Source organism: Streptomyces sp. SDr-06 (assembly GCF_003324565.1).
GTDB lineage: Bacteria > Actinomycetota > Actinomycetes > Streptomycetales > Streptomycetaceae > Streptomyces.
In genome coordinates this window covers 93,201-111,350 of the sequence record NZ_QOLA01000015.1, presented here as the reverse complement: position 1 = coordinate 111,350, position 18,150 = coordinate 93,201, and the positions used below count along the sequence as shown (strand labels likewise).

The 18,150-nt window shown below is 73.4% G+C and carries 17 protein-coding genes and 1 tRNA gene; 12 read left to right on the top strand and 6 right to left on the bottom strand.

The genetic code is table 11. The features are described 5' to 3' along the window. The first annotated feature begins 39 nt into the window (after nt 1–39). From DT019_RS26625 to DT019_RS26600, 6 genes are all read left to right on the top strand, one after another. The gene (locus DT019_RS26625) at nt 40–924 is read left to right on the top strand and encodes an SIS domain-containing protein (protein WP_114039460.1); all 885 of its coding nucleotides are present in this window, start codon (nt 40–42) and stop codon (nt 922–924) included. A 54-nt stretch (nt 925–978) separates the two neighbouring features. Further along, entirely contained in the window at nt 979–1,836 is an 858-nt protein-coding gene (locus tag DT019_RS26620) for a ketose-bisphosphate aldolase (protein WP_114039459.1), read from the top strand. Between the two features lie 109 nt (nt 1,837–1,945). Next, entirely contained in the window at nt 1,946–3,175 is a 1,230-nt protein-coding gene (locus DT019_RS26615; protein WP_189389943.1) for a cytochrome P450, read from the top strand. 137 nt (nt 3,176–3,312) lie between these two features. Next, nucleotides 3,313–4,068, top strand: a complete 756-nt coding sequence (locus DT019_RS26610; RefSeq protein ID WP_114039457.1) for a (Fe-S)-binding protein — start codon at nt 3,313–3,315, stop codon at nt 4,066–4,068. Continuing rightward, nucleotides 4,065–5,483 (top strand): LutB/LldF family L-lactate oxidation iron-sulfur protein, encoded by a 1,419-nt coding sequence (locus DT019_RS26605; RefSeq protein WP_114039456.1) that lies wholly within the window; start codon nt 4,065–4,067, stop codon nt 5,481–5,483. Before DT019_RS26610 ends, DT019_RS26605 begins: the two co-directional genes overlap by 4 nt. Next, the gene (locus DT019_RS26600) at nt 5,480–6,109 is read left to right on the top strand and encodes a lactate utilization protein C (RefSeq protein WP_114039455.1); all 630 of its coding nucleotides are present in this window, start codon (nt 5,480–5,482) and stop codon (nt 6,107–6,109) included. Before DT019_RS26605 ends, DT019_RS26600 begins: the two co-directional genes overlap by 4 nt. Here DT019_RS26600 and DT019_RS26595 read toward each other — a convergent pair. Beyond that, nucleotides 6,099–6,584, bottom strand: a complete 486-nt coding sequence (locus tag DT019_RS26595) for a DUF309 domain-containing protein (RefSeq protein ID WP_114039454.1) — start codon at nt 6,582–6,584, stop codon at nt 6,099–6,101. The genes DT019_RS26600 and DT019_RS26595 overlap by 11 nt on opposite strands. A 93-nt stretch (nt 6,585–6,677) precedes the next feature. On the opposite strand from DT019_RS26595, the gene DT019_RS26590 reads away from it, so the two are divergent. The 3 genes from DT019_RS26590 (at nt 6,678) to DT019_RS26580 (ending at nt 9,469) form a co-directional block, all read left to right on the top strand. Then, nucleotides 6,678–6,751, top strand: a tRNA-Pro gene (locus tag DT019_RS26590). Between the two features lie 362 nt (nt 6,752–7,113). After that, nucleotides 7,114–8,637: a helix-turn-helix domain-containing protein gene (locus DT019_RS26585; RefSeq protein ID WP_114039453.1), complete on the top strand. Its 1,524-nt coding sequence runs from the start codon at nt 7,114–7,116 to the stop codon at nt 8,635–8,637. A 112-nt stretch (nt 8,638–8,749) separates the two neighbouring features. Next, on the top strand, nt 8,750–9,469 hold the full coding sequence (locus tag DT019_RS26580) for an MgtC/SapB family protein (protein WP_114039452.1): 720 nt from the start codon (nt 8,750–8,752) through the stop codon (nt 9,467–9,469). Between the two features lie 17 nt (nt 9,470–9,486). Here the strand turns inward: DT019_RS26580 and DT019_RS26575 are convergent, their stop codons facing one another. Next, entirely contained in the window at nt 9,487–10,332 is an 846-nt protein-coding gene (locus DT019_RS26575) for a hypothetical protein (RefSeq protein WP_147267351.1), read from the bottom strand. 258 nt (nt 10,333–10,590) lie between these two features. Between DT019_RS26575 and DT019_RS40935 the strand changes: the two genes are divergently transcribed. Further along, nucleotides 10,591–11,256, top strand: coding sequence for a chaplin (locus tag DT019_RS40935; RefSeq protein ID WP_114039450.1), 666 nt, complete (start codon nt 10,591–10,593; stop codon nt 11,254–11,256). A gap of 63 nt (nt 11,257–11,319) precedes the next feature. Here DT019_RS40935 and DT019_RS26565 read toward each other — a convergent pair whose 3' ends face one another. After that, the gene (locus tag DT019_RS26565; protein ID WP_147267350.1) at nt 11,320–11,835 is read right to left on the bottom strand and encodes a hypothetical protein; all 516 of its coding nucleotides are present in this window, start codon (nt 11,833–11,835) and stop codon (nt 11,320–11,322) included. Nucleotides 11,836–12,204: 369 nt separating this feature from the next. Here DT019_RS26565 and DT019_RS26560 point away from each other — a divergent pair, with 369 nt between their 5' ends. Further along, nucleotides 12,205–13,068 carry an ABC transporter substrate-binding protein gene (locus DT019_RS26560; RefSeq protein ID WP_114039448.1) on the top strand — a complete coding sequence of 288 codons (864 nt, stop codon included), beginning with the start codon at nt 12,205–12,207 and terminating at the stop codon, nt 13,066–13,068. Between the two features lie 115 nt (nt 13,069–13,183). Continuing rightward, nucleotides 13,184–14,419 (top strand): cytochrome P450 family protein, encoded by a 1,236-nt coding sequence (locus DT019_RS26555; protein ID WP_114039447.1) that lies wholly within the window; start codon nt 13,184–13,186, stop codon nt 14,417–14,419. A gap of 1 nt (nt 14,420) precedes the next feature. On the opposite strand, the gene DT019_RS26550 is transcribed toward DT019_RS26555, so the two are convergent. Genes DT019_RS26550 through DT019_RS26540 form a run of 3 tightly spaced genes read right to left on the bottom strand, consistent with a single transcriptional unit; the run spans nt 14,421 to nt 18,012 of the window. Then, nucleotides 14,421–15,401, bottom strand: coding sequence for a TolB family protein (locus DT019_RS26550; protein WP_114039446.1), 981 nt, complete (start codon nt 15,399–15,401; stop codon nt 14,421–14,423). Continuing rightward, nucleotides 15,398–16,666 (bottom strand): MFS transporter, encoded by a 1,269-nt coding sequence (locus DT019_RS26545; protein ID WP_114039445.1) that lies wholly within the window; start codon nt 16,664–16,666, stop codon nt 15,398–15,400. Before DT019_RS26545 ends, DT019_RS26550 begins: the two co-directional genes overlap by 4 nt. After that, nucleotides 16,666–18,012, bottom strand: a complete 1,347-nt coding sequence (locus DT019_RS26540) for a discoidin domain-containing protein (protein WP_114039444.1) — start codon at nt 18,010–18,012, stop codon at nt 16,666–16,668. The genes DT019_RS26545 and DT019_RS26540 overlap by 1 nt, the downstream gene beginning before the upstream one ends. Nucleotides 18,013–18,150 lie beyond the last annotated feature (138 nt).

Genomic DNA, 18,150 nt, shown 5'->3' with positions numbered 1-18,150 from the left:
AGCGGCGGACGCGTCAGATCCAGAGGGTGGGAGCCCGGCATGAGCCATGTCGAGAACGAACTGAACAGTCAGCCCGAATGCTGGAAGCGAGCGGCCGAACTGGCCCTCCAGCACAAGGACGCCCTGCCCGCCCCCGGCGAACGCGTCGCCGTGGTCGGCTGCGGCACCTCCTTCTTCATGGCGCAGGCCGTCGCAGCCCTGCGCGAGAGCGCCGGCCTCGGCGAGACCGACGCCTTCGCCGCCTCCGAGTTCCCCGCCTCCCGCGCCTACGACCGGGTCGTCGCGCTGACCCGCTCCGGCACCACCACCGAGGTGCTCGACCTCCTCGCCCAGGTGCGCGGCCGCATCCGTACGACCGCGATCACGGCCGACCCCACCACCCCCGTGATGGAGGCGGCCGACGACATCGTGGTGCTCGACTTCGCGGACGAGGAGTCGGTCGTCCAGACCCGCTTCGCCACCACGGCCTTCACCCTGCTGCGCGCCCACCTCGGGCTGCACACCGAGCAGGCCGTCGCCGACGCCCGCACCGCGCTGGCCGAGCCGCTGCCCGAAGGCCTCGTGGAATCAACGCAGTTCAGCTTCCTCGGGCGCGGCTGGACCAACGGCCTCGCCCAAGAAGCCGCCCTCAAGATGCGCGAGGCGTCGCTGTCCTGGACCGAGGCCTACCCGGCGATGGAGTACCGCCACGGCCCCATCAGCATCTCCACCACCACGACCGCCACCTGGATGTTCGGCGAAGCCCCCGAGGGCCTCGCCGAGCAGGTGGCCGCCACCGGCGCCCGGTGGATCGAGGGCCGCCTCGACCCGCTCGCCGAACTCGTCCGCGCCCAGCGCCTGGCCGTCGCCGTCGCGGCCGCCCGGGGGCTGGACCCGGACCGGCCGCGCCACCTCACCCGCTCGGTCATCCTCGACGGCGCCTGACGCGGACCGGCGCGTGACACCGAACCACCGGACCCAGGTGAAGGGGAAGCACTGATGCCACTCGCACGGACCGGCACACTCGTCGCCGAGGCCGCCGTCAAACGCCGCGCCGTCGCGGCCTTCAACATCATCACGCTCGAACACGCCGAGGCCGTCATCGCCGGAGCCGAGGCCGCCCGCTCGCCCGTCGTCCTCCAGGTCAGCGAGAACGCGGTCAAATTCCGCTACGGCCGGGTCCTGCCGCTCGCCCGCGCCGCCGCGGCGGCCGCCGAAGCCGCCTCCGTGCCGGTCGCCCTCCACCTCGACCACGTCAAGCAGGACGAACTCCTGCGCCAGGCGGCCGACGCCGGATTCAGCTCCGCCATGTACGACGCCGCGCACCTGCCGTACGAGGAGAACCTGGCCGCGACGCGCGCCGCAGCCGACTGGGCGCACACCCAAGGGCTGTGGATCGAGGCCGAGTTGGGCCAGGTCGGCGGCAAGGACGGCGGGGCGCCGCTGGACGCCCACGCGCCCGGCGCGCGCACCGACCCCGGCCAGGCGCGGCAGTTCGTCGCCGAGTCCGGCGTCGACGCGCTCGCCGTCGCCATCGGCAGCACCCACGCCATGACCTCGCGCACCGCCGAACTGGACCACGCCCTGCTGGCCCGCCTGGACGACGCGCTGAGGGTCCCGCTGGTCCTGCACGGCTCCTCCGGCGTCCCGGACGACGCGCTGGCGGCCGCGGTGGCCGGCGGCATCGCCAAGGTCAACATCGGCACCGCGCTCAACATCGCCATGACCGACGCGATCCGCGCCTACCTCGCCGCCCACCCCGAGGCGGTCGACGCCCGCACCTATCTGACGGTGGGCCGCCAGGCGATGGCGGCGACCGTCACCCGTCTCATCGGGGTGCTCGACCGGATCGCCTGAGGCGTACGCGACCGCCGCCGGGCCCGTCCACAGCCCCGGCGGCGAAAGCGCCACGTTCTGCCCGCACGGCGCTCTTCCGATGTGGCCGGACGTCGTAGACGATGGGCCTGTGGACAGGCATGAGCACGCTCGGCTCGACGCGCTGCAGCGCGACCCCTATCCGCACTATGCGCGGGCCCGGCACGCCGAAGGCCTGACCTTCGTGCCGGAGCTCGACGCCTGGCTGGTGGCCCGGGACGCGGACGTACGCGAAGTCCTGCGCCGCCCCGAGGCGTTCTCCTCCGCCAACTCCCTGCGTCCCGACGTCCTGCCGGGCCCCACGGTGCTCGCCGAGATGGGCCGGGGCTTCGGCGGCCGCCCCGTCGTGGTCAGCTCCGACGGGGCCCTGCACCAGCGGCTGCGCGCCCCGATCGTGCACGGCCTCTCGCCCGCGCGCGTCACCGCGGTCGTGCCGTACGCCGTGGAGCGGGCCGCGGCGCTGATCGACGGCTTCGCCGGGCGCGGGTCGGCCGACCTCATGGCCGAGTTCGCCCTCAAGCTGCCCGGGCAGGTGATCGGACGGCTGGTGGGCCTGGACCCGGCGGACGTCCCGCTCGTCGTGCACGGCGGCCACCAGGCCGAGCAACTGCTGTTCCGGCCGCTGTCGGAGGAGGACCAACTCGCCGCGGCCCGCGACGTCGTGGAGATGCAGCGCCTCCTGGACCGCTATGTACGGGAGCGGCACGCCCACCCGCGGGACGACCTGTTCACCACGCTGATCAGCGCGCTCGCCCCCGGCGGCGAGTCGCCCGCCACCGAGCTCACGCTGGACGAGCGCCACGAGATGGTGGCCCATCTGCAGAACTTCCTGCTCGCCGGGCACCTCACCACGAGCGCCCTGATCGGGTCGACCGTGCTGCACCTGATGCACCACCCCACCCAGTGGGAACTGCTCTGTGAAAAACCCGAGTTGATTCCGGCCGCCGTCGAGGAGGCCGCCCGCTACGACAGCCCGATCCAGGGCTTCCGCCGCATCACGACCCGCCCGGTCGTGCTCTCCGGCACCGAACTGCCCACCGGGGCCGTGGTGTTCGTGGCGTACGGATCCGCCAACCGCGACCCGAGCCGCCACGAACGGCCCGACGTCTTCGACATCACCCGCCCGCCCACCCGCCACCTGGCCTTCGGGTATGGCGTGCACGGCTGCCCGGGGTCGTCGCTGGCCCGCGAGCAGCTCCGGATCACCCTGGAGCTGCTGACCGCGCGGCTGCCGGGCGTGCGCCTGGCCGAGGACAGACCCGTCGTCATGCGCCCGACGATGATCCACCGCTCGCCGCAGGAGCTCCACCTGGTGTGGTGAGACCTCAACTCGGCGCGCTGTCACGGCAGTTGTCCGATGTGTGGCCGTACCCCTCACGGCCGCATGTCCCGATTGGGGGGTAATCTCCGCCGATCCCGGTCCTACCGTCGGCTCCGCTCGCGGCATATCCTCCGATCATGCGCGTCGCACTCTTCGTCACCTGCGTCAATGACGCGGTGTACCCGGCCACCGGCATCGCGACGGTGAGGCTGCTCGAACGGCTGGGGGTCGAGGTCGCGTTCCCGGCGGGGCAGACCTGCTGCGGACAGCCGCAGTTCAACACCGGATACCGGCACGAGACCGAGCCCCTGGTGCGCCGGATGGGGCGGGTCTTCGAAGGCTACGACCACATCGTGACCCCGTCCGGGTCCTGCGCGGCGATGGTCCGTGAGCAGTACCCCCGCATCGCCCGCAAGGCGGCCGCCGAAGGCCGGGGCGCGGAGCTCGGCACGGTCGCCGCGTCGCTGGCACCGCGGATGTACGAGCTGACGGAGTTCCTCGTCGACGTGCTGGGGGTCACCGACGTCGGCGCCTGCTTCCCGCACACGGTCACCTACCACCCTTCGTGCCACGGCCTGCGCTCGCTCGGCCTCGGCGACCGGCCGCGACGCCTCCTCCAGGCGGTCAAGGGCCTGGAGCTGCGCGAGCTGCCCGGCGCCGAGGAGTGCTGCGGCTTCGGCGGCACCTTCGCGGTCAAGAACCCCGACGTCTCGGCGGCCATGGGCGCCGACAAGGTGCGCAACGCCCTCTCCACCGGAGCCGGCGTGCTGTGCGGCGCCGACAACTCCTGCCTGATGCACATCGGCGGCATCCTCCACCGGCAGGACGCCCCGCTGCGGGCCCTCCACATCGCCGAGATCCTTCTCAGCACGGAAGCGGAGCCCCCCGTATGAGCGGCACCTTCGTCGGCATGCCCGCGTTCCCGAAGGCGGCCCGCGACGCCGTCCGCGACACCACCCTGCGCGGCAATCTGCGCCACGCCACCCACACCATCCGGGACAAGCGCGCCACGGCGGTCGCGGAACTCGCCGACTGGCAGCAGCTGCGCGAGGCGGGCAGACGCATCAAGGACCACACGCTCCGCCACCTCGACCGCTACCTCCTCCAGCTGGAGGAGGCGGTCACCGCGGCCGGGGGCACCGTGCACTGGGCCGCCGACGCGGACGAGGCCAACCGGATCGTCGCCGGTCTGGTCAGGGCTACCGGGGAGAGCGAAGTCGTCAAGGTCAAGTCGATGGCCACCCAGGAGATCGGCCTCAACGAGGCGCTCGCCGCCGAGGGAATCCACGCCTACGAGACCGACCTCGCGGAGCTCATCGTCCAGCTCGGCGACGACCGGCCCTCGCACATCCTCGTCCCGGCGATCCACCGCAACCGGGGCGAGATCCGCGACATCTTCCGGGAGCGGATGGGGCGTTGGGGCAGGCCCGCCCCGGACGGGCTCACCGACACGCCCGCCGACCTCGCCGAGGCGGCCCGGCTGCACCTGCGCGAGAAGTTCCTGCGGGCCAGGGTGGGGATCTCGGGAGCCAACTTCATGGTCGCGGAGACCGGCACCCTGGTCGTCTTCGAGTCCGAGGGCAACGGCCGCATGTGCCTGACCCTCCCCGAAACCCTGATCTCGGTCGTCGGCATCGAGAAGGTGGTCCCGACCTGGCAGGACCTGGAGGTCTTCCTCCAGACGCTGCCGCGCTCCTCGACGGCCGAGCGGATGAACCCGTACACGAGCATGTGGACCGGCACCGCCGATGGTGACGGGCCGCGGGACTTCCACCTGGTGCTCCTCGACAACGGCCGCACCGCGGCGCTCGCCGACGAGGTGGGCCGCCAGGCACTGCGCTGCATCCGCTGCTCCGCCTGCCTCAATGTGTGCCCGGTCTACGAACGGGCGGGCGGCCACGCCTACGGCTCGGTCTACCCGGGCCCCATCGGCGCGATCCTCACGCCCCAACTCCGGGGCACCACCAGCGAGATCGACGCGTCGCTGCCGTACGCCTCCTCGTTGTGCGGCGCCTGCTACGAGGTGTGTCCGGTCGCCATCGACATCCCGGAGGTCCTGGTCCACCTCCGCGAGAAGGTCGCCGACCGGGGCGGCCCGGGCCACCGTCTGGAGAAGGCGGCGATGAAGGCGGCCAGTTGGGCCATGGACCACCCGCGGGTCATGGCGGCGGGGGAGCGGGCCGCGGCGCGCACCCGCGCCCTGCACCCGGAGCGGCCGCCGGGCGCGGCGGCCTGGACCGACAGCCGTGAGCTGCCCGAACTCCCCGAGGAACCCTTCCGCGACTGGTGGAGGAAGAACCGCTCATGAGCTCACGCGACGCGATCCTGGCCCGGGTACGGGCCGCCGTCGGCGACGCCCCGCCGGCCCCCGCCGTCCTGCGCGACTACCTGCCGAGCCACACTCCCGACGACCCGGCGGCCGTAGTCGACCTGCTCCACGAGAACCTCGCCGACTACCGCGCCCTCGTGCACCGTACGGACGCGGCCGGGGTGGGCCCCCTCGTCGCCGGACTGCTCGCCGCGCGAGGAGCCCGGAGCGTGCTGGTGCCCGACGGGCTGCCGCCGCGGTGGACGGCGGCCACCGACTGCGAGCGGATCGAGGACACCGCCGGGGCGACGGCGGCCCAACTCGACGCCGTCGACAGCGTCGTCACCGGCTGCGCCCTCGCCATCGCCGAGACCGGCACCCTCGTCCTGGACGCCGGGCCGGGCCAGGGTCGCCGCCGCATCACCCTCGTCCCCGACCACCACATCTGTGTCGTCCGCGTCCCGGACCAGGTCGTGGCCTCCGTCCCGCAGGCCGTGCGGCGGCTCGACCCGCGCCGCCCGCTGACGTGGATCTCGGGCCCCTCGGCCACCAGTGACATCGAACTCGACCGGGTGGAGGGCGTCCACGGCCCCCGCACCCTCGAAGTGGTCCTGCTCAGCGGGTGATCCGGGGTGCCTCGGCCGCCGCGTCCACCGGGCCGGGCAGCCGGTCCGCCAGCTCCCGGGCCCACCGGGCGAGCCCGTCCAGGTCGATCCCGTACGTCGGCACACCGTCGCGTGCCGCGTACCGGGCGAGCGAGCCCGTGCCGCGCTCCAGGAGCGAGGCCCCGCCCTTCGCGTTGCCGCGCGCGGCATGCGTCAGGCCCACCGCCAGCTGCGCCAACCCCCGCCACAGCGGCTCCTCCTGGGCCGGACCCGCCTTCCAGGCGTCCTCGAACACCTCGTGCGCGTGGAACGGCATTCCCGCGTCCAGCAGGCGCTGGGCCTCGCGCACCGTCTCCTTCGGCGACCTCGCCACCCCCTCCGGCTGGCGGGCCACCCCCTCGGCGCCGTACGGCAACGGCCGGCCGAGCCCGTCCCTGGGCCGGGCGTTGCGGGCCCGCCCCTCGTCGTCACGATCGCGGTGCGCGGAACTCTCCATGCGGCGATTGTCCCCCGTTCCTGCCGTGGTCCCGGAGTGCGGTATGGTTCTCGTGCACGAAGGGCCGGGGGAAACCCCAGGTCAGACGGGCATCGGGACGTGGCGCAGCTTGGTAGCGCACTTGACTGGGGGTCAAGGGGTCGCAGGTTCAAATCCTGTCGTCCCGACTCGAAGGAGTCGTAGCCCAAAGGCCGCATCGGAAATCTTCCGATGCGGCCTTTCGGCGTTCCGGGGGCGCTCCGAAGGCCTGGTCATCGAGGAACCCCCGGCGCGCGGGGCGCGGTTCACCGCGCGGCGCGGTCGCGCATCGACCGCGGCGCCCCCACAGGACGAGTGAATCACCGGGGCCGGGTGGGACGTGACTGGTGTGTCACACGGAAAACCACCAGCGGGAGGCGCCCCATCTGGATGATCAAACAAGAGGTGTATCGGCCGTCGCACCTTGCATCTACGATGCAGAAACTCGCATTCACCTGGTGAATGCGAGAACCGGTGCCACTGGCCCGGCATCCGCACCAAGGAGCCCCTCATGCACGTCGAAGACCTCCTGCGTCTCGAATCGCTCGACCTGGAACTGCTCTGGGGCGAGGAACAGCAGCTCGTCCGGGAGATCACCGGGGTGACCGCCACCGACCTGGAGGACCCGACCCGTTTCCTGCGGCCGGGCGAGGTCGTCCTGAGCGGCCTGGTGTGGTGGAGCCCCGGCAACGGGACCGAGAAGGTCAGCCGTTTCGTCTCGGCGCTCGCCACCGCCGGGGCGGCGGCGCTCCTGGCCGGCGAGGAGACCCACGGCGGCGTGCCCGACGAGCTGACCCGGTCGTGCCGGGAGAACGGCATCGCCCTGCTCGCCGTCCCCTCGCGCACCAACTTCCGTGCCATCACCGAGGCCGTCTACCTGCGCCAGTGGGGAGACCTCAGCAGGCGCCCCACCTCCCACCGCTACGCCCTGCCCGAGAACGTCCGGGCCGAACTGAGCGACCTCGTCCGCGCGGGCGCGGAGCCCGACGTCCTGCTCGACCGCGCGCTCGCCCACCTCGGGGCGCCCGACTGCTACGTGCTGACCCCGACGGGACGCACCGTCGCCCGCACCCCGAAGGCCCCCGCGCTCCCCGCGCGGCGGGCCCGCGAACTGCTGCGCCGCGCGCCCGACGGCCTCACCCTGCGGATCGACACCGACAGTTCGCCGTACGACGGCTGGCACCTGCACCTCGTCGACGCGGCGGCCGTGCCGCCGCGCCTGCTGCACGAGACGGCGGACGTGTTCGCCGACCACCGGTACGGCCGGGACCGGGCGGGCGGCGAGACCCGGCGGCGGGCCGGTGAACTGGTCCGCCTCATCGACGCGCCGGGCACGGACCCCGCCGCGCTGCGCGGCGCGCTCGCGGCCTGCGGCCTTGCCCACGAGGGCCCGTTCCGCGTCGTCACCGCCGCCACGCACCCCGAGACGGACCAGGGCGCGGCCGCCGACGCGCTCGCCGAGGTCCTGCGCCACACGCCCGGCCGGCCGTTCGCCCTGGGGTGGCTCCCGCACGGCGAGGTCGCGGCCGTGGTGCGGGCAGTTCCAGAACTGCCGGACGACATAGGGGAGTTGTGGACCGTGGCGCACGCCTGCGCGCCGCACGTCCCGCTCCACGGCGGTGTCGGCGCCCAGGTCGCCACGGCGGACGGGCTCAACTCCAGCCTGATCGGTGCCCGTTATGCCCTCGCCGCGGCCCGCTCGCGGGCCCCGGAGGGGGCGAGGCTGGGCTTCGTGGAGGAGCTGACCACCCTGGAGGGGCTGCTCGCGGGCATACCCGCCGACGTCCGCGCCGCCTACCACGACCGGGTCCTTGGTCCCCTGGCCGACGACGACAACGCCTCCTCCCGGATGCTCCGCGAGACCCTGGAGTGCTTCCTCGCCCACAACGGCTCCTGGGCGCGCACCGCCGAGGCCCTGCACCTGCACGTCAACACGGTCCACTACCGCGTCCAGCGCATCGAGGTCCTCACCGGCCGCGATCTGTTGCGCCTGGAGCACAAGCTGGATCTGTACGCCGCGCTGCGCTGCCGCTGACGACCCCCGGGCCCGGGGAACCCGCACGGGCGCGGCGTCATGGAATGTGGCTGTATGGGTAGGGAGAGCCTGTTCGTGCGGTTGGCGTGGCCTGAGCGGGAAGGGGCAGGGGATGGACTCATGGGCGGCCGGGGTGCTGGAGCCGAGCGGGCAGGGCTGGCTCCAGGCCGGCGAGTTCGGCCTGGCGTTCCTCCTCTCGGCGGCCATCGGCCTGGAGCGGGAGATCCGGCAGAAGGCCGCCGGGCTGCGCACGTACACCACGGTCGGCGTCGGGGCGGCCCTGTTCACCCTGGTGAGCAAGTACGGCTTCACCGACGTCCTGAACGCCGGGACGGTCGAGCTCGACCCGTCCCGGGTGACGGCGCAGATCGTGTCGGGGGTCGGCTTCATCGGCGCCGGGGTCATCTTCGTGCACCGCGGATCGGTCCAGGGCCTCACCACGGCGGCGACGATCTGGCTGACGGCGGCCGTGGGCGCGGCCGCCGCGGCGGGGCTGCCGCTGCTCTCGGTCCTGGCGACGGCCGCGTACTTCGTCGTCGCCTACGCGGTGCGCCCCCTCGTCCACCGGCTGCCCGCGATGCGGTCCGTGGCGACGACCTTCCGGATCACGTACGAGCAGCGGCCCGGGCTCGTGCGGGAGGTCATGGAGCAGTGCGAGCGTGCCGGGTTCACCGTCGCGGGGCTGCAGATGCTCAGGGCGGGCGGCGTCGGGGACACGGCGGAGGTCCTGGTCTCGGCGGTCGGCCGCGGCGACCTGGGCGCCCTCACCGCGCGGTTCGCTGACGTGGCGGGGGTGGTGGCCTGCAACCGCGAGGGCGACCAGGACGAGTGAGGGAGGCCGGACGCCTCTCAGGCCGGGCGCTCGACGGCGGGCGGCTGCGCCTTACCGGCCCTGCGGGTGGCGAGGAAGCCCAGGAGCACGGCGACGGTGATCGCGACGATGTGTTCGCGGCCCGCCAGGTTCGGCTTCTCGAAGGAGCGGATCACGGTGGGGGTGACGGCGAACAGGAACAGCACGGGCGCCCGCTTGACCGTGGCGATGTGGGCGAACAGGCCGACCACCGCGGCGGACGCCCCGGTGTCGATGACATGGGCCGCCTCCGGCGGAAGCCCCCACCACCGGGGCCCCACGGCGATCATGACGCGGGCGCTGAGCGTGCCCGCGAGCGAGACGGCGTAGGCGACCACCAGCGTCCGGGTGCGCCCGAGCACCAGCTGGGCCAGCGCGAACCCGATGAACAGCACGGGGATGCCGGGCAGGGCGGGCAGATCGCGGGCCGGGACGAACAGCGAGAGCGGCGTGCGGAGCAGCACGAGCAGGAGCGGGATGTCGCCCCGGACGTGCGAGGTGAGCCGCACCAGCGTCGCCCCGGTGCGGTACTGGTCGACGGCGTGCAGGGAGAGCACCGCCGCGGAGGCGACGATCGCGATGAGGACGCCCGACAGGCCGTGCCGCACGAGGGCGCGCACGGGCTGGACCACGATGGCGCGGAACTCGCGGAGCAGGTTCCGCCCGAGGAAACGTACGAAGCGCTTGAGGCTGCGTTCGGCTCGGCCGGCCGGCCGGGCCACCGGGGCGGCGACGGGGCGCAGCACTTCCACGACGGCCGGCTCCGGTCCCGCCGCCCGCACCCGGGCTTCCGTGTCCCCGCGCACCATCAACTCCCAGACCCGCTCCGGCCAGGGACTCCCCACCGACCTCCGCTCGATCTTGCCATGGGGCGCACGCGGGCCGGGGCCCGCCCCCGGGACCCATTCGACCAGGTGTGCGGCGCCTTGTCGCGCAGGTATATATGGGTGCTTAACACCTGAAACCGACAGGGCTGGTTCAAATCGATAATCAGGCCACTCGATGGGGTGAAAGGCGTATTAGGCATAACCCATCCAGTCGATCCGGCGTTGATGGCGGTGCGGGCGAGTGGCCCGCGTCGAACTCCGGAAGGCAGGAAACCAATGAGACGGGTCGCCATGAAAGGCCTGGTCACGGCGGTGGCCACGGGCGGTGTGCTGGCCGCGGCCGGCTACGCCTACGCGGACTCCAGCGCCGACGGCAGTGCTGACTCCTCCCCGGGCGTGCTGGCGGGCAACGCCGTGCAGCTTCCGGTGCACGTCCCGGTCAACGTGTGCGGAAACACCGTCGACGTGCTCGGGCTGCTCAACCCCAGCGCGGGCAACACCTGCGCCAACCGCTCGGGCGGCCACCACGACGCCAAGGGCGGGTCCGCGCACTCGGGCAACACCGGCGGAGCCACCGCGACCGGACGCGGAAAGGATTCGCCGGGCGTGCTCTCCGGCAACGGCCTCCAGCTCCCCGTCGACCTCCCCGTCAACATCTCCGGGAACTCGGTCAGCGTCGTCGGCGTCCTGAACCCGGCCGTCGGCAACACCGCGACCAACGGGTCCACGCCGGTCCGGCACCACCCCGCCGCGCCGCCCGCCACGCACCCGGCGCCCGCCCCGGCTCCGGCCGCCCCCGCGACCCCCGTGCTGACCGTGCCGCGGGCGGCCACCCTGGCCCACACCGGCGCTGACGGGATGGGCCTGGCCGTCCCCGCCTCCGCCGCCCTGCTCCTGAGCGGCGGAATCCTCTACCGCAGGTTCCGCGGCGCCACGCGATAGCGCGCGCGAAGGAGTCGTGGCCCCGGCGCGGATGCCGGGGTCACGGCCATGCCACGGCACGGCTCAGCCGTGCGGGGGCGGGCACGCGACCCGGATCTCCGGGCTCTGGTAGGTGTCGCTCGTGGAGTACAGGCCGCCGCCGTACTCGTAGTAGAGGTACGAGGAGAAGCTCAGGGTCCGCCCGCACGCGGAGTCCGGGGCGACGCGGTAGGTCAGTGTGACCGTGCGGCTCGCGCCGGGGGCCAGCGGGACCGCGTAGTCGAGGCCCAGCCTGGCCGTGTCCTTGCAGGGATCACCCGCCGCGTCGCAGGCCACCAGGGTGTACTTGAGGTCGCCCTGCCGGGCGGTGTCCCAGGTCGGCTGGATCGACTGGTAGACGAACCGGATGCCGGTCGTCTGCGTGTTGGTGAGCGTCATCGTCAGGTCCACGGTGGAGCCGGGGACGACCGTCGCCGTGTCGGTGGCGTATGTGAGGTCGGCCGTGTCGGCGTTCGCCGGGATCTCCACGCTGAACAGCAGGGCGCCGACGCATGACAGGACCACGGCGAGGCCGAGACCTACGAGGCGTGTCGTGTTCATGGGCTCGCAGAGTAGAAGTTGCCGCGCCGCCCGTCGCCCCTTTCCGCCCGGCGGGGTGGGCGGACGGCTCGAAACGGCCGGTACCCGTGGGTAGGGCGGGACGAGTCCCGTTCGGGCGGGTCCGCCCAGTACAGCCCGACGATCGCGGCGCCCGGCGCCCGGCCGCGCGCCGGTCGGCCCGTCCCGCGGGAGCGCCGCGGAAACGGCGCACTCCGTACTGGTGCCGACCACCCCAAGTGGGCTGAGCTGAGGGACAGTTGGCGGCGCACGGCGGGAACTGGCGTGACGTCACCGCGCGTTGGGCAGTCAAGCGTGGGTGCGGCTTCGCACGAACCGGCAACACGTGCGCACAGGGGGGCGGAAGACGTCATGGAGCAGAGGGCCTGGCGATTCTCGGACGACCGCGAACAGGTGTCGACGGCGGCGGCGCCCCCGTCCCGCGTGGTGGCCTACATCCAGGCCGGGGCCACCCTGGAGGACCTGGGGATCCGGCCGGTGGCGGTGTTCGGGTCCTTCCACGACGGCACGGACCCCGACCCGGCCAAGTGGGGCGCGCTCGATCCGGACGAGGTCGGCTATCTGGGAGCGGGAGGCGACCTCGGCGTCGAGGCCCTGCTCGCGGCCCGCCCGGACCTCGTCGTCGCCGTCAGCTACGGCGGCGGTCAGGTGTACGGGCTCGCCCCCGAGAAGGCCAAGCACCTGGAGGAACACGTCCCGGTCGCGGTGCTCGACGTGGGGCAGACCCGCACGCTCGCGCGTATAAGGGGCCGGTTCGCCGAGCTGGCGCGGTCGCTGGGGGCCCCGGCCGAGGACGAGACGGCCCTGACCGCGGCCGGGGACCGCCTGCGTGCGGTGTCCTCGCGCGCGCCGCGTCCTCGCGTCCTCGCGCTGTCCCCGGCGGGCCCGGACGAAGTCCATCTGGCGCGGCCCCGGGCCTGGCCGCAGCTGCGGGACCTCGCCGAGCACGGCGTGGATCTGATCGAGCCGGGGGAGGGGGCAGGCGCCAGCTGGCGCACGACGGCGTGGGCGGCCGCGGCCGAACTGCGGCCCGCCACAGCCCTCGTGGACATCCGGTCCAACGCCGCGCCGCTGGACGCCCTGCGCTCCGATCCGTCGTGGCGCGCCCTGGAGGGCGCGGCCCGCATCGTGCCCTGGAACCCGGAGTCCCCGTTCAGCGCCCGCGCCCACGCGGCCTTCCTCGAAGAGGTCGCCGACGCGCTGGAAGGAGTGTGAGCGCGCGGCGGAGCTCCGGCGACCCGGGGGCGCCCCGCGGGACCTGGGTGCCGGGCCCTTCAACGGCCGTGCGTGCGCGGCCGTTGCCCCTGTTGGCAGTCAGGAGAGACAGACGATGACCACCGTGCCCAGCCGCGTGCCCCTCGATCCGTTCGGGTCGGACATAGCCGCCGAGAGCGCCCGTCTGCGCGCCCTCGGCCCGATCGTCGCGATCACCCTGCCCGGCGGCATCCCCGCCTGGGCGCCCACCCGCTACGACACCCTCAGGACACTGATCCTCGACCCCCGGATCAGCAAGGACCCGCGCCGGCACTGGGCGCTGTGGCCCGAGCTGGGCCAACACCCCGACTGGGGCTGGATCCTGGGCTGGGTCGGTGTGATCAACATGCTCTCCAGCTACGGGCCCGACCACACTCGGCTGCGCAGGCTCGTCGCCCCCAGCTTCACCGCCCGACGCACCGAGGCGATGCGCAGCCGGGTCGAGAGCATCACCGCCGACCTCCTCGACGGGCTCGCCCGAGCCGCCGCCTCCGGGGGCCCGGTCGACCTCAAGGCGGGGTACGCCCACCCGCTGCCGATGCGGCTCATCTGCGAACTCTGCGGCGTGCCGGACCACTTGACCGAGGCCGCCGGCCGGCTGATCGCCGCCATCATGGACACCTCCGACCCCAGCCCCCGGCACGCCGCCTTCGTGCAGGAGCAGATCGCCACCGTCCTCCCGGCCCTCGTCGCGTACAAGACCGAGCGGCCCGGTGACGACCTGACGACCGAGCTGATCAAGGTGCGCAACGAGGACGGCGACCGGCTCGGCGCCGACGAACTGGTCCACACGCTGCTCCTGGTCATCGGCGCCGGGTTCGAGACCACCGTCAACCTCATCGGCAACGCCGTCGTCGCGCTCCTGAGCGATCCCGCTCAACTCGCGGCCGTCCGCTCGGGGGCCACGAGCTGGGGCGCCGTCGTCGACGAGACGCTCCGGGTGCACCCCTCGATCGCCAACCTGCCGCTGCGGTTCGCGGTCAGCGACGTGACGGTCGACGGCGTGACCATCCCGGCGGGCGACGCGATCGTCACCAGCTACGCGGCCGCCGGGCTCGACCCGGGGCACTACGGCGCCGGGGCGGACACTTTCGACGCGGCCCGCGGCGCCGACGACCACCTCGCCTTCGGCATCGGCGTGCACCGCTGCATCGGAGCGCCACTCGCCCGGATGGAGGCCCTCACCGCGCTCCCGGCGCTGTTCGACCGCTTCCCCGATCTCCACCTGGCGGTGAAGCCCGAGGAGTTGCGGCAGGTGCCGTCGTTCATCGCGTTCGGCTGGCAGGACATCCCGGTGCGCCTCGGAAGGTAGCTCAGCGCACCGCGGCGGGCGACGAGGCGCCTTCCGCGGTCAGCCGGGGAGTACCGCTGCCGTCGGCCGGGACGCTCCACACGTCACTCGCTCGCCCGCGGCGGCCGGGCAGCGCGTAGGTGATCGTGCGGTCGTCCAGCCAGGCCGCCTGGTCGTCGACGCTCCGCTGCTCGGCGAGGGGGTGCTCGCGCAGCGTCGTGAGGTCGAGGACGTACAGCCGCCAGGGCGCGCGGGGGTCGTCCGAGACCTTCTTCTTGAAGGCGACGCGGGTGTCGTCGGGGGAGAGCGAGGGGCATTCGGCGTTCTCCCGCACGGCCTTGGCCGACCAGGCCGCCATGTCGCCCTCCACGAGGTAGGTCCGTCCCTTCGTGGAGAGGGTCGCGTAGAACCGGTTGTCGTCGCGGGCGAACGTCACGCCCCAGTAGTTGACGTCGGGCGCGTGGTAGCGCGCCGCGCCGAGCGTGAGAGGGATCTCCTCCATCGACTTGATGAGGTAGCCGGTGCGCAGGTCCAGGATCGAGGTGCGGGTGGAGAAGGCGGTGGTGGCGTACGAGTCGCCGACCGCGAACACGGTCCAGGAGAGCATCCGGCCCGAGGCCGAGACCCGGGCCCGGCTGGGGATGCCGGGCACCGCGATCCGGCGCACCTCGCGCAACCGCCGGTCCAGGATCAGGGCGTACGCGCGCGGCGGCAGCCCGGGCTCCCGGCGCAGGCACACCGCGGTGTCCCCGGCGGCGTAGAACCGTTCGCACTCCGGGCCGCCGCCGGTGCGGGCGCTCCCTGGTGCGCCCAGCGGCTGGCGGGCTATGCGTCCGGTGGCGGTGTCGCGGAAGTAGAGGCCCGGTCCCTCCAGGGTGAACGAGGCGTCGGCGGCGGCCTGTTGGGGCCCTCGGCGTGCAGAGTGCAGGACATAGCCCAGCGACCCGGTGGCGAGCAGCAGCACGGCGACGACCACGACGGCGAGTTTCACGCGGGGTTTCATGCGGTGGGCCTTTCCGGATCGGGGGGCGTCGGGGTGCCCGGCAGCAGCGCCCAGCCGCCCGCCAGGGACAGGCACAGCGCGCCGGCCGCCACCCACAGCGCGGGGCGCGGCCCCCACACCGTCCAGGCGGCGCCGAAGCCCGCCGTGCCCAGGAGCCGGGTCAGTGCCTGGGCGGTCTGGAGCAGGGCGAGACCGCCGGCCCGGCCGCCGTCGGGGAGCGCGGGGGCGGCCAGCGCCATGAGGACGCCGTCGGTCGCCGCGTAGAAGACGCCGAGGAGGATCAGCACGGGCAGCACCAGGGCCAGGGCCGGACCGCCGGCCGGGACGAGCAGCAGCGCGTACACGCCGAGCAGTGCGACATGGCCGTACAGGAACGGCAGTCGGCGCCCGACGCGGTCGGCGACGCGGCCCGCGGGGATCGCGAGCAGCAGGTACGCCGCCGCGGATCCGAGGGGAAGCAGCGGGAACCAGCCGGCCGGGATATCGAGGCCGCGCTGCAGGAGCAGATAGACGAAGGAGTCCCCGACCGTCGCGGCGCCGAGCAGGGCCGCGGCGTACAGGACCCGGCGGAAGGCCGCGGCGCGCAGGGAGCCAAAGGGCTTACCTGCGCCGCGGGTTGGGGTCTGGTTCGGGGTGGCGTCGGCCGGTACGTTCAGGACGAGCAGGAGCACGCCGAGCAGGCCCGTGCAGAAGCTGACCACGAACACCGCGTCGTAGGCGTCCGCCGTCGCCCACAGCAGGGCGAACGCGGCGAGCGGGCCGAGCAGCGCGCCCGTGGTGTCCATCGCGCGGTGCACGCCGAAGGCCCGGCCGAGCAGGTGCGGCGGGCTGCTCAGGGTGATGAGCGCGTCGCGTGGCGCGGTGCGGATGCCCTTGCCCACGCGGTCCATCGCGAGCGCCGCCGCGATCTGGCCGGTGGCGCCGCCCGCGAGGAGCAGTCCGATGCGGGAGCAGGCGGAGAGGGCGTAGCCGAGCCCGGCGACGCGTTTGTGCCGCCCGCCGCGGTCGGCGGCATGCCCGCCCAGGAGGCGTACGACGGCGGCAGCGCCGTTGAACAGGCCGTCCAGGAAGCCGAATTGGAGGGGCGAGAGGCCGAGGCCCACGACCAGGTAGAGCGGCAGCACCGCCGTGACCATCTCCGAGGAGATGTCGGTGACGAGGCTGACCGTCCCGAGTGCGAGAACGGTGGCGGGGACGCGCCGCCGGCCTCCGCCGGGGGCGGACGGAGGCGGCGCGTCCCGGCGACCGGTGGTCGCCAGGTACATCAGTGGCAGGTGTAGTTCGGGGCGGAGTCCTTGACCTGGCCGTCGATGCCGACGTAACTCCAGGTGAACCCCTTGTCGTTGAGGTCGAGCTTCAGTACCCCGTACTGGCCGCTGATCCGCTTCTGGCTGTTGGGCTGGACCTGTTCGATGGGATACGGCTCCGCGCCGCCCATGCCGCCGACGATCTCCACGATGCCGTCGGCGGTCGCCTTCCCGTCCGGGTTCTGCGGGGCGAACCGCTCGTAGTGGTGGTCGTGGCCGTTGAGGACGAGGTCGGCGCCCGCGCCGTACAGGATCTTCCACACGGGCTTGCTGACCGGGTTGTTGCCGTGCCCGCCGGAGGAGTACAGCGGGTGGTGCCAGTAGGCGGCGATGCAGCCCCTGCTGTTGCGGGCGAGGTCCGACTTGAGCCAGTCGATCTGCGCGGCCTGGTCGAAGGAGTTGGAGTCCAGGGCGATGAAGTGCCAGTTGCCCTCGTCGTAGCTGTAGTAGCTCTTGCCCTGCGGGTAGGCGAGGGAGCCGAAGTAGGCCTGGTAGCCGGACAGGGTGCCCGCCGGGTCGTAGGTCTCGTGGTTGCCGGGCACCGGGTGCGTCTTCGCCTTGAAGGTGCCCCAGGTCTTGTCGTAGTACGTGCGGAAGTCCGCTATGCGGGCGTCGTCGTACTGGTTGTCGCCCATCGTCAGATAGAACCGCGGGTCGATCTTCCTGGCCAGGGCCGCGGTCTTCGGGTGGGCGCAGGCGCTGTCGGCGGCGGTGCACTGGGCGGCGATGTCACCGGCGGCGACCACGGTGAAGGCGCCGGGAGGCGGGGTGGTGGTGCCGAGGCTGCCGTACACCTCGAAGCTGTACAGCGAGTAGCCGTAGGAGGTGCCGCGCGCCGTGCCGTACACCCGCACATAGCGTCCCCTGCCGGACAGGCCCGGCCAGTCGTCGTCGCCACCGTTTCCGGCGGTCTCGGCGGCGAGCGGGGTCCAGGCGGCGCCGTCGGCGGACACTTCGACGCGGTACGCCTTGGCGTACGCGGCCTCCCAGGTGAGCGCGACGCGGGTGACGTCGGCGGTGGCGCCGAGGTCGACCTGGATCCACTGCGGATCCTTGCCCTCGGCGCTCGCCCAGCGGGTGGTGGCGGAGGCGTCGACCGCGTTCCGCGGGCCGAGGGCGGAACTCTCGGACGAGGAGGCGGTGGCGGGCCGGTCGCGGGAGATGAGGGGATCGGCGGCGGCCCCCGCCCGGTCCGGCCAGGTCAGCAGCAGACCGGCGACGAGGACGAGGACGGCGACGAGCGCGAGCCCCACGGTGGGGCGGCGCGGTGGGGAGAAGGGCGGAGCGGAGGCGGTCAGGCGCATACCTGGACTCCCTGCCTGGGGGGTGGCGAGAGCTGGACACCGGTGCGCGCGGCGCCGCACCCCCGCCCTTGAGACCGGGCAGGGGGCGGCATCGCGGCGGCCGGATCAGAGCTCTCGCTGAGCGCGTCATGCCCACGG

Coding starts and splice junctions, on each gene's coding strand:
- DT019_RS26625 (WP_114039460.1), top strand. CDS start 40: ATGAGCCATGTCGAGAACGAACTGAACAGTCAGCCCGAATGCTGGAAG.
- DT019_RS26550 (WP_114039446.1), bottom strand. CDS start 15,401: ATGAAACCCCGCGTGAAACTCGCCGTCGTGGTCGTCGCCGTGCTGCTG.
- DT019_RS26560 (WP_114039448.1), top strand. CDS start 12,205: ATGGAGCAGAGGGCCTGGCGATTCTCGGACGACCGCGAACAGGTGTCG.
- DT019_RS26555 (WP_114039447.1), top strand. CDS start 13,184: ATGACCACCGTGCCCAGCCGCGTGCCCCTCGATCCGTTCGGGTCGGAC.
- DT019_RS26585 (WP_114039453.1), top strand. CDS start 7,114: ATGCACGTCGAAGACCTCCTGCGTCTCGAATCGCTCGACCTGGAACTG.
- DT019_RS26620 (WP_114039459.1), top strand. CDS start 979: ATGCCACTCGCACGGACCGGCACACTCGTCGCCGAGGCCGCCGTCAAA.
- DT019_RS26610 (WP_114039457.1), top strand. CDS start 3,313: ATGCGCGTCGCACTCTTCGTCACCTGCGTCAATGACGCGGTGTACCCG.
- DT019_RS26540 (WP_114039444.1), bottom strand. CDS start 18,012: ATGCGCCTGACCGCCTCCGCTCCGCCCTTCTCCCCACCGCGCCGCCCC.
- DT019_RS26580 (WP_114039452.1), top strand. CDS start 8,750: ATGGACTCATGGGCGGCCGGGGTGCTGGAGCCGAGCGGGCAGGGCTGG.
- DT019_RS26545 (WP_114039445.1), bottom strand. CDS start 16,666: ATGTACCTGGCGACCACCGGTCGCCGGGACGCGCCGCCTCCGTCCGCC.
- DT019_RS26595 (WP_114039454.1), bottom strand. CDS start 6,584: ATGGAGAGTTCCGCGCACCGCGATCGTGACGACGAGGGGCGGGCCCGC.
- DT019_RS40935 (WP_114039450.1), top strand. CDS start 10,591: ATGAGACGGGTCGCCATGAAAGGCCTGGTCACGGCGGTGGCCACGGGC.
- DT019_RS26600 (WP_114039455.1), top strand. CDS start 5,480: ATGAGCTCACGCGACGCGATCCTGGCCCGGGTACGGGCCGCCGTCGGC.
- DT019_RS26565 (WP_147267350.1), bottom strand. CDS start 11,835: ATGAACACGACACGCCTCGTAGGTCTCGGCCTCGCCGTGGTCCTGTCA.
- DT019_RS26605 (WP_114039456.1), top strand. CDS start 4,065: ATGAGCGGCACCTTCGTCGGCATGCCCGCGTTCCCGAAGGCGGCCCGC.